This is a genomic window from Comamonas sp. E6, assembly GCF_001010305.1.
Classification (GTDB): Bacteria; Pseudomonadota; Gammaproteobacteria; order Burkholderiales; family Burkholderiaceae_C; genus Comamonas; species Comamonas thiooxydans.
In genome coordinates this window covers 1-7,469 of record NZ_BBXH01000050.1, presented here as the reverse complement: position 1 = coordinate 7,469, position 7,469 = coordinate 1, and the positions used below count along the sequence as shown (strand labels likewise).

Sequence of the window (7,469 nt, the reverse complement as noted above, 5' to 3'; positions counted from 1 at the left end):
AGGCGAACCAATCCTGCCCCATCTTCTCCATTCCACGAGAGCGTTTTTTCTCAGTTTCAGTAGGAATAAGCGTATTCAGCGCACCCTCATAAAACCCGGAATCGAGTATTGCGTAGTTATACCAGCCATTTGCCCTCTTCTTCACCCACTCTCTAGTGTCCTCGCCTAGTGTTTGCTCTACATATTTCTGTTCAATATGTATTTGCTTTTTGGTCCAATCGCCTGGAATCAAAAGCAAAATTACTGTTGCTTCAAGGAGAAGCAGAATCACCACCACAAACCACGGTTTGTTCATAATTTACTCTCCGCAATACTTTTTTGATTCTTTCATTGGTGATGTAATCATAGACATACCTTCTACTAATTAAATCATCATCCAAAGTAAAGTCACTGCTCTCATGAATCGTTATCCTTGGCTTATTTACCATTACCCAGTCAGCAAATGGAATTCCTTGAGAGACATCCCAAGAGCTTCCATTGCTTGAACAGACTTTCACTCGAAGCGCCAGTACTGTTTCATCAATCAAACACTTAAGAAACATTCCAAGGCGTATTGGATCTAGTATTTTTTTCCCATTGTTTTCAATCAAGAGAACCGCGTACTGATCCAAAGCTTCTTCAATAATAGTCTGTATTACAGGTTTCTTATCGGCTTGGATTCCTGCAGTTACATACCTTGTTAACTTCTGAAGTACCAATTCAACATCAGGCCAATCAAACTGCAAAACACTTAGTAATTCATTACTTTTCTTACTATTTGCCTTGATTTTTTCAACCATAGTAAAAGGCAAAGTCGTGTCAATCATTGAAATGACCTCATAGTTCCGATACTTTTCAGAATTGTTTTTTTTCATATCCTCTTATGAAGTCAATATCGGCAACCTCCCCTTTACCACACGCCCGCCTGAAATCTTCCCTATGAACTCCAGGTTCGGCAGCATCCCCAGCAGCTGAGACGGAAAAAGCTCTGCTTCTTCCTCCATCAGGCGCTCCCCCTGGTTGCCACCATGCATGATTGGTTGATCGCCGTCTGTGTTGTGTCCTTGGTTGCGCATGACGTACTTCACGCGCGTCATAGGTAAATTTTCCGCTATGTACTTTTGCGACTCAGTGTCTGTGACGCGAAGAGCAAAAATATTGTTGATATTACCTAGAACTTGTAGCGCCTTCTCTTGACTGCCCAAGCGTGTTGTGAAATCTGCAATCGTTTGTGTCGCAACAAACAATCGCATCTTTGCTCCCCGCCCTTTGTTGAGCAGCTGAATAGTTGGATCATTGAGGACTTCAGCAGCTTCATCGATAAAAATATTGACTGGTCGGTTATCGACGCCGTAGTTGTAGCGATCACCCGCCACCGCTGTCAGGTCCGACAAGTAAATTGATCCGATTGCACTGCCCACCATGCTGTCTGTGAGCGAGTCCAGCCCGATGTAGGCAACCATGCCGTTGTTGATGATCTTCGCGTTATCAGTTATGGGCCTCTCGTCGCTCAGGTCGTTTGGATCTGGCGAGAGCAGTGCCCCGATATCACCGGAAGTCAGCATGTTCATGATGGGCAAGAGGTTCGACACCATCTTGCCGAAGTGGGTGGCGTCATGCTGATACATGTTCAGCAGCCCCTCCAGCTCGGAGCTTGGGAAAGTAGGCTGTATTTCCGCCAGATAGAACTTCATCAGAGCCACAGCCTGTTTGTCGAGACTGGCGTTCTTGACCTTTTCCAAGTACGGTGCGGCCTTCTCTTCCCAATGTGGGTCAACCTTCTCAGAATAGGTCTTAACAGCCTTTACAACCAGGCCTTCAGCACCGCCTTCAAGGTAGCGGCGCAGCTTGATCAAGTTGGGACGCTCGTGGCAGATCAGCAGGCCTTGAACGATATTGTTCAAGGCCTGCCAGCCGAACGACTTGAAGGGATCAGCGCCAGCTTCGCTCGGGATGAGCGCCGCCAGACGGGAAGCAATCTCTGTCCCGCGTGTGAAATTGCGAAGCGGGTCTATTCGCACGGACTCTTCCGGGAAGGCAGGATGGAACTGTATGAAGCGCTCCGGGGTGCCCATCGCTTCACAAGTACGCCGCGCGTTGTCGCGCATCTCCTTATCGCCCTTGGGATCAATGATGATGACCACCTCATTGCGCATGATGGCCTGGGCAATATTCACATCGAATGCGCGCGTTTTGCCACTACCCGTTGTCCCGACCCAAAGTGAGTGCCCTTCTACATGCTTCAAAGGCTGATACAGATCCACCTCATTCGGTTCCACCCCATGAATCCAGGGTTGACCCATCTCCAGTTCTTTGGAAGCTTTGAGGTTCAGCCTCAGCAGCAGCGTTTCGAGCAATGACTTCTGGTTGGTGATGGAAGACCAGTCTCTGCGCAGGATCTCAAAAACGCGCTGTGCGTGGCGGTTTTCCCAGATGAAGCCTTTGCCGAGCCACAGCTCATCCTTGTGTTTGCTGATCATCTTTTGCACCTCTGAAATCTTGATGAATTCCAGTGGTCTGCCCTTAAGGTGCTCTTGCAGCTTGTGAAGCTTGTAGGCCTTCGGAAGTCTGGCCATGGCCATAGTCGCACCTATACCAGCCATCCAGTAGAAAGGCTGCGGGGGCATCTCTGTGACCTGCTGCACACACATTGCTCCAAAGGTGGCCAGCCCCCACCCCATGACCGCGCGCTTTTCATAGTTTGGCCGCCAGGGCATCTCATAGGCCAAAGCATCGTATTCAATTGCCATCTCTATTTCTCCGAATAAATTAATTGGTTTTCGCGGACCTTGAAGCCAAAGCTGCTCATCTTGAAGTGCACCGTCATCAACTCCACGCCTATCAAGTCGTTGGTCATCAGCTGAAGGGTGCGCTTGTCCACCAAAAGCTTTTCTCCCTCACGAATAGGCGCCGATGCAAGCCACGGTCCATTGCCCGCCTTAATCATTTCGATCAACCGTTGGAATGCGCGCTCGATGGGATCGACGCGCACCTCTATCACTTCGCCTGTATCGGGCTTCGCCGCGTTCTGCTTGTCCTTCTTGCCCTTTGGACGAGCTTGTGAATCGGCCCTCTCTTCCGCTCCAGCAGCTGGGCTGGATGACACCTTGGAAATCTCGTGCTCAATGGCCAGGGCTACTGGCGGCTGACTTTCAGTACGCTTTTCATGGGCCGGGATAAATAGTGGAGATTGACGCGGAGCTGCAGCCTCTGCGATGCCCAGGCCTGGATCTGCCCCTCGGCCTTTGGGCTTGACATCACGCAAGGCTGTCTTGGTGCGCTTCTGGCGAACAGGCATCTTGAAGCCCGTGTTCAAGACTGCTTCCGCCAATGCAGCTCCACGCAGCTTGTCCATTGGAGTAGGTTCGCTCGGTGTGACCTCAATGAATTGCACTGGAGCCATCATTGCCAGCTGACAGATTCCAGCTTCTTCCTGCTCTCCTGCTTGAGCGAGCGCCACCCGTATCGCTTCAGATATAGGCTCGCAAAGCACAATGCCCATGTAGCCGTCAAAGTCCCAGACATAGCGGCCTGGAGTTGCTGGATTGATGGAAATTGCTTGTTGCTGGGCCAGTATCTTGATTACCTCAGAGGCATCGCCGCCAATCTTCCTTGCTCCCTCTGGGTAATAGATCGCCGCCTGCTGACCATGCATGAACAAAACTTCCCCAAGGGTCATATCGCGCAGCAATACCGGCATCACGGCAGCCATGATCAATGCCTGCACTTGAGATCCGTATTGAGCCAGTACCTCAGCCAAGCCTCCTGAGAGATCGACAGGGCCAGCTCCTGGCTCCGACTGCGTGCTTATGGGTTCCTCTGAAAGGACAGGCTCGACCACATCGTTGGCCAGACGCATATGCTCAGGCAAAGGGTCAAATCCCAAACCGATATTGAGATCAATCAGCTCTTGGAGAGGGTTGTATTCAGATGGGGGAGGCAAGACGTGCGATGTCTCTGGCATTGAGTCGGGCGCGGTAGCACTTTCCACCGCAGGAGGTCGAGCTGCTGCATGGACGGCAGCGGGGGGGGGTGCAGATGGAGGTATTGCAGCCTTATGCACTCCATCCTTGCCACTGCCCTTCGACTGTTCCACTGTTTCTAGAGCAGCTGCTGGTCGTCCCCCCTTTGCAGCCTCAGGCTTTGGTCTATCAGCCCTATTTGCTTTGATTTTTGTAGCGCTCTTACCCGTCGCCTGCCCTGCACTTTGAGGCATCGAAGATGGAGTATGCGACTCTGTTGCGCTCGGATAATTTGCTGTCAGTACTGCCAGAAAATCATTGGCAGGACCTACAGTTGCAGGAGCATCCACGTCCGGTTTTGAGCCTGTTGCCTGCGCCAGCATCTGCATAGGAGAGACTTCTACCGAACTCACATGGTCATGTTCAGTTTTTGGGGGTGCAGGTGATTCAGCTACAGATGAGTTTGGAGGCGTTGGCAGCGGATCTGGCTTATGTTGCGCTGCAGCTGCTGGCACTGGGGAGGGGACAGGTGCAAACATGTCCAATCCCATCATGCCTATCCCGGCCAAGGCGGACATGGCATCCTGCTCGGCCTTGAGCACTTCAGCACTGACGCCGATTCCATCTTCATCTACGCCAGCAACCGAGGGCGACTGAATCAAGCCGGGTATCAGCGCCAGCATGTTTGAGTTCGACTCAGAAGGCGGCTGAGCAGCAGGCGCACCTGGCGCGCTTACATTAGCTCCTGTGCTTTGAGCAACTGGTGCAGATGATGAAGTGTGGGCTGCGGTCTGTCCTGCCGTTTGAATCGGTATTTGTGCGGGTGCTGGTGCTGTTGATGCCGCAGCCGACTGCGCCGATTCATCTGGCGGAAAGCGCATATCCTTCCAGTCATTTTCGGTGCTGCTACCTGGTGCAACGGCTGGAGCATTCAGATCTGTCAGTTGCACGTTGAGAGCGACCTCTTCTGCCGCTGCTTCGCCTGTAACTACCCCTTCGACCGCTGGAGGTGGCTCGGTTGTGAAAACCAAATCAGGAGATTCCAGCCGAAGCATCAGGAGAGGTTTCTCCAACCCCTGGGCCTTCACCAAATCGGGCATGACCTCCCAGTAGCGGTATGTGGCCATATTTCCGTTTTCGGAAACAATGTTCGATACAGCGAAACCACGTTCAACCAGGATATCGGCCAAGGTGTCGGCATCGCGCGGAACGCCCGGTATTCTGTCCTTCTCAACCAGATCCGTGATGTCCTGGGCGGGCTTCCAGACGATGAATACGCCCTGCTTCAAGTGCCAAACTTTCGCGCCCAGCTCGTTCACTTTCCAAGTGCCCTGCTTTACCAATCGGCGTATTGCATCGAACACATATCGCTCGACAGGCACGCCATATGAGAACTCATCGACATTCAGGCGCGACTGCTTCAGGTCACGGGCCACACTCTCCCGGTCAGCCATCAGCATCAGCTTTGTCACAGGCTGATTAACCCCAGTACCTGAGATGGCCTCAAGCATCGCCTCCATGATCTTGGGGCCGCTTTCGCTCAGGAAGCCGCGTGTCTGGTCAGGAAGAATGCGATCTACTGTCAGCAACGAGAACGACTCATGACGCTTATGCCTTTTGTCGCGCCAGCGAATGAAATAGCGGTCCACGTTGTTCTTGCGTGCCCACTCATAGAGCGAGTCCCCATAGGGGTTCCAGACGATCTTTCCGTTGCGGTCGGTGATCGACACATCGGACAACGGCTTGCCAACGTCATGCAGCAATCCAGAAAAGCAGCTGGCCAGCCTCCATCTTGGCTCGTTGTCGCGGCGCTCACGCGGTGTGCCCTCGGTCGAAAAGATAACCCCCTCAGAGGCTTGCGCCGACCAGAATGCCACTTCAAGGCCGTGACGAAACAGCCCTCCGGCCCCACGGTGATGGTGTGCCTCTGATGCGGGTAGCAGATGGACAAAAGACGCATAGCGCTCGATGACTGGGACAACCAGGCGATGAAAGTCTTCTTTTTTGAAGCCCAGCGCCATGCGAATGCGCTCTACCAATTCAGCCTGTGTAGCCATGACCCGATCCACAGGCGCGACGGGCATGCCTTTGGCGAAAGGGGGATACCTTGGAATGTCCTCTTCATCGATGTCCAAGATCCGCCCGCTTCCACTGGAATGCACATTCGATGGCGCGCGAGAGGACGTAAATATCCCCTTGAGCGTTTTCAAAAATGGAGCGAGTAAATCTGGAGGCATGGACTGTGCTTTAAAACAATCCGCCGATGCTCCCCCAAAAGCCTTCCAAGACAAGATTACGGAGTGGCCCATTACGGGCAAATCGCGCATCAAGGTATCTGGGTACTGACTTCTAGAATTTTTTATCTGATTTCAAAGGAGTCAAGGCGCTATGCGTCCATACCTATCACTGCTTATTGCTGCAGGCGTACTTTCTGGCTGCGCGGCTTTTCAATCCAAGCCCCCGGAGCCTGTTGTCATCAAAGAAGACGACAAGCCCCAGCGCACGCACCGCCATTTGACAGTGGCCTGGGGCAATATTGGCCGTGGTGGAGCCGCTCTACACCAACCAGGCTTTGTCGATGTGCTTAGCAATGAGGACTCACAGACGCAAAGCTATACACCCGCCAAATCCCCGGCCCTCGCGCCAAAGCCCTCCCCGAAAGCGACACCAGCGATCATCGGCCCAAGCATTGACGAGATGCGCGCCCTCCTGAGCAAGTCTGCAGCCAAGCCAGCCCCCACCACGAACAAAACCAGCTATGCCATTTATGAAATGCGCCGCTGGGAGCGCTACTGCAACGCTGGCCAGGGCATGACCGAACAAGATTGGAAGTTCGTCACGCAAGCCAAGGGGGAAGTTCCAGCCGATGCGATAAGCAGTTGCAGTCGGCCTAACCACAACTATCAGGGTTACAAGGACGCCTGGAAGTCATTTTGTTCTGGCACAACGATTTCAGAATCCCAGCAGGACATTGTTCGCAACTCCACTCGCCCAGCCAGCATCAAGAGCTGCAAGGGCAAGCTCTAAGAGGCTGCAATGTACTTCCAGAACAATCCACGCGATCTGCAACTGCACGACCGCTTCTGCGGACACAACCCAGTCGAGGTCTGGCGCAATCGCCCCTTGAAACACAAGCTCAAACATAGATTCAATGTTTGCGCTGCTTTCGTCTTAGGCGAGGTCAGCATTCATTCGTTTTGGCTAGGGATACGACATCCTGAGTACATGGTTGCGCTGGCCTTGCGCAGACACGTAGCGAACATCAGCCGAGGCATGATCTTCGTATGCCCCGAAGCATTGGCCATGGTGGAAGAGATGCACCGCCCAAGCACAGCCAACGAGCAAGAGCGCTCTCAACTCATCGGGCGAGCGTGAATCATGGATCTGTATATCTGCGAGAAGCCAGCCCAAGGCAAAGACCTTGCAGGAGTGCTGGGCGTGCGCCAGTACAACGATGGCTACATCACAGGCGGCGACATCGCCGTCACCTGGGGCTTTGGCCACCTGTATGAGCAGTTGATGCCAGAG

4 protein-coding genes and 3 pseudogenes are annotated in these 7,469 nt (G+C 53.0%); 2 read left to right on the top strand and 5 right to left on the bottom strand.

All coding sequences use genetic code 11. From position 1 onward, the window contains the following. From CSE6_RS25600 to mobH, 5 genes and pseudogenes are all read right to left on the bottom strand, one after another. Window positions 1–295: pseudogene (locus CSE6_RS25600) on the bottom strand (conjugal transfer protein); the annotation flags it as partial. Beyond that, window positions 252–854: a hypothetical protein gene (locus CSE6_RS25595; protein ID WP_152668672.1), complete on the bottom strand. Its 603-nt coding sequence runs from the start codon at window positions 852–854 to the stop codon at window positions 252–254. The pseudogene CSE6_RS25600 and the gene CSE6_RS25595, both read right to left, overlap by 44 nt. A 6-nt stretch (window positions 855–860) precedes the next feature. Continuing rightward, window positions 861–2,729, bottom strand: coding sequence for a conjugative transfer system coupling protein TraD (gene traD / locus CSE6_RS25590; RefSeq protein ID WP_034367679.1), 1,869 nt, complete (start codon window positions 2,727–2,729; stop codon window positions 861–863). A gap of 1,002 nt (window positions 2,730–3,731) precedes the next feature. Beyond that, window positions 3,732–3,800: pseudogene (locus CSE6_RS26875) on the bottom strand (hypothetical protein); the annotation flags it as partial. Between the two features lie 1,247 nt (window positions 3,801–5,047). After that, window positions 5,048–5,998, bottom strand: a pseudogene (gene mobH / locus CSE6_RS26870) (MobH family relaxase); the annotation flags it as partial. Between the two features lie 331 nt (window positions 5,999–6,329). On the opposite strand from mobH, the gene CSE6_RS25575 reads away from it, so the two are divergent. Next, window positions 6,330–6,968 carry a hypothetical protein gene (locus CSE6_RS25575; RefSeq protein WP_059441860.1) on the top strand — a complete coding sequence of 213 codons (639 nt, stop codon included), beginning with the start codon at window positions 6,330–6,332 and terminating at the stop codon, window positions 6,966–6,968. Between the two features lie 9 nt (window positions 6,969–6,977). Then, window positions 6,978–7,316 (top strand): hypothetical protein, encoded by a 339-nt coding sequence (locus CSE6_RS25570; protein WP_034394005.1) that lies wholly within the window; start codon window positions 6,978–6,980, stop codon window positions 7,314–7,316. The last annotated feature ends 153 nt before the right edge of the window (window positions 7,317–7,469 follow it).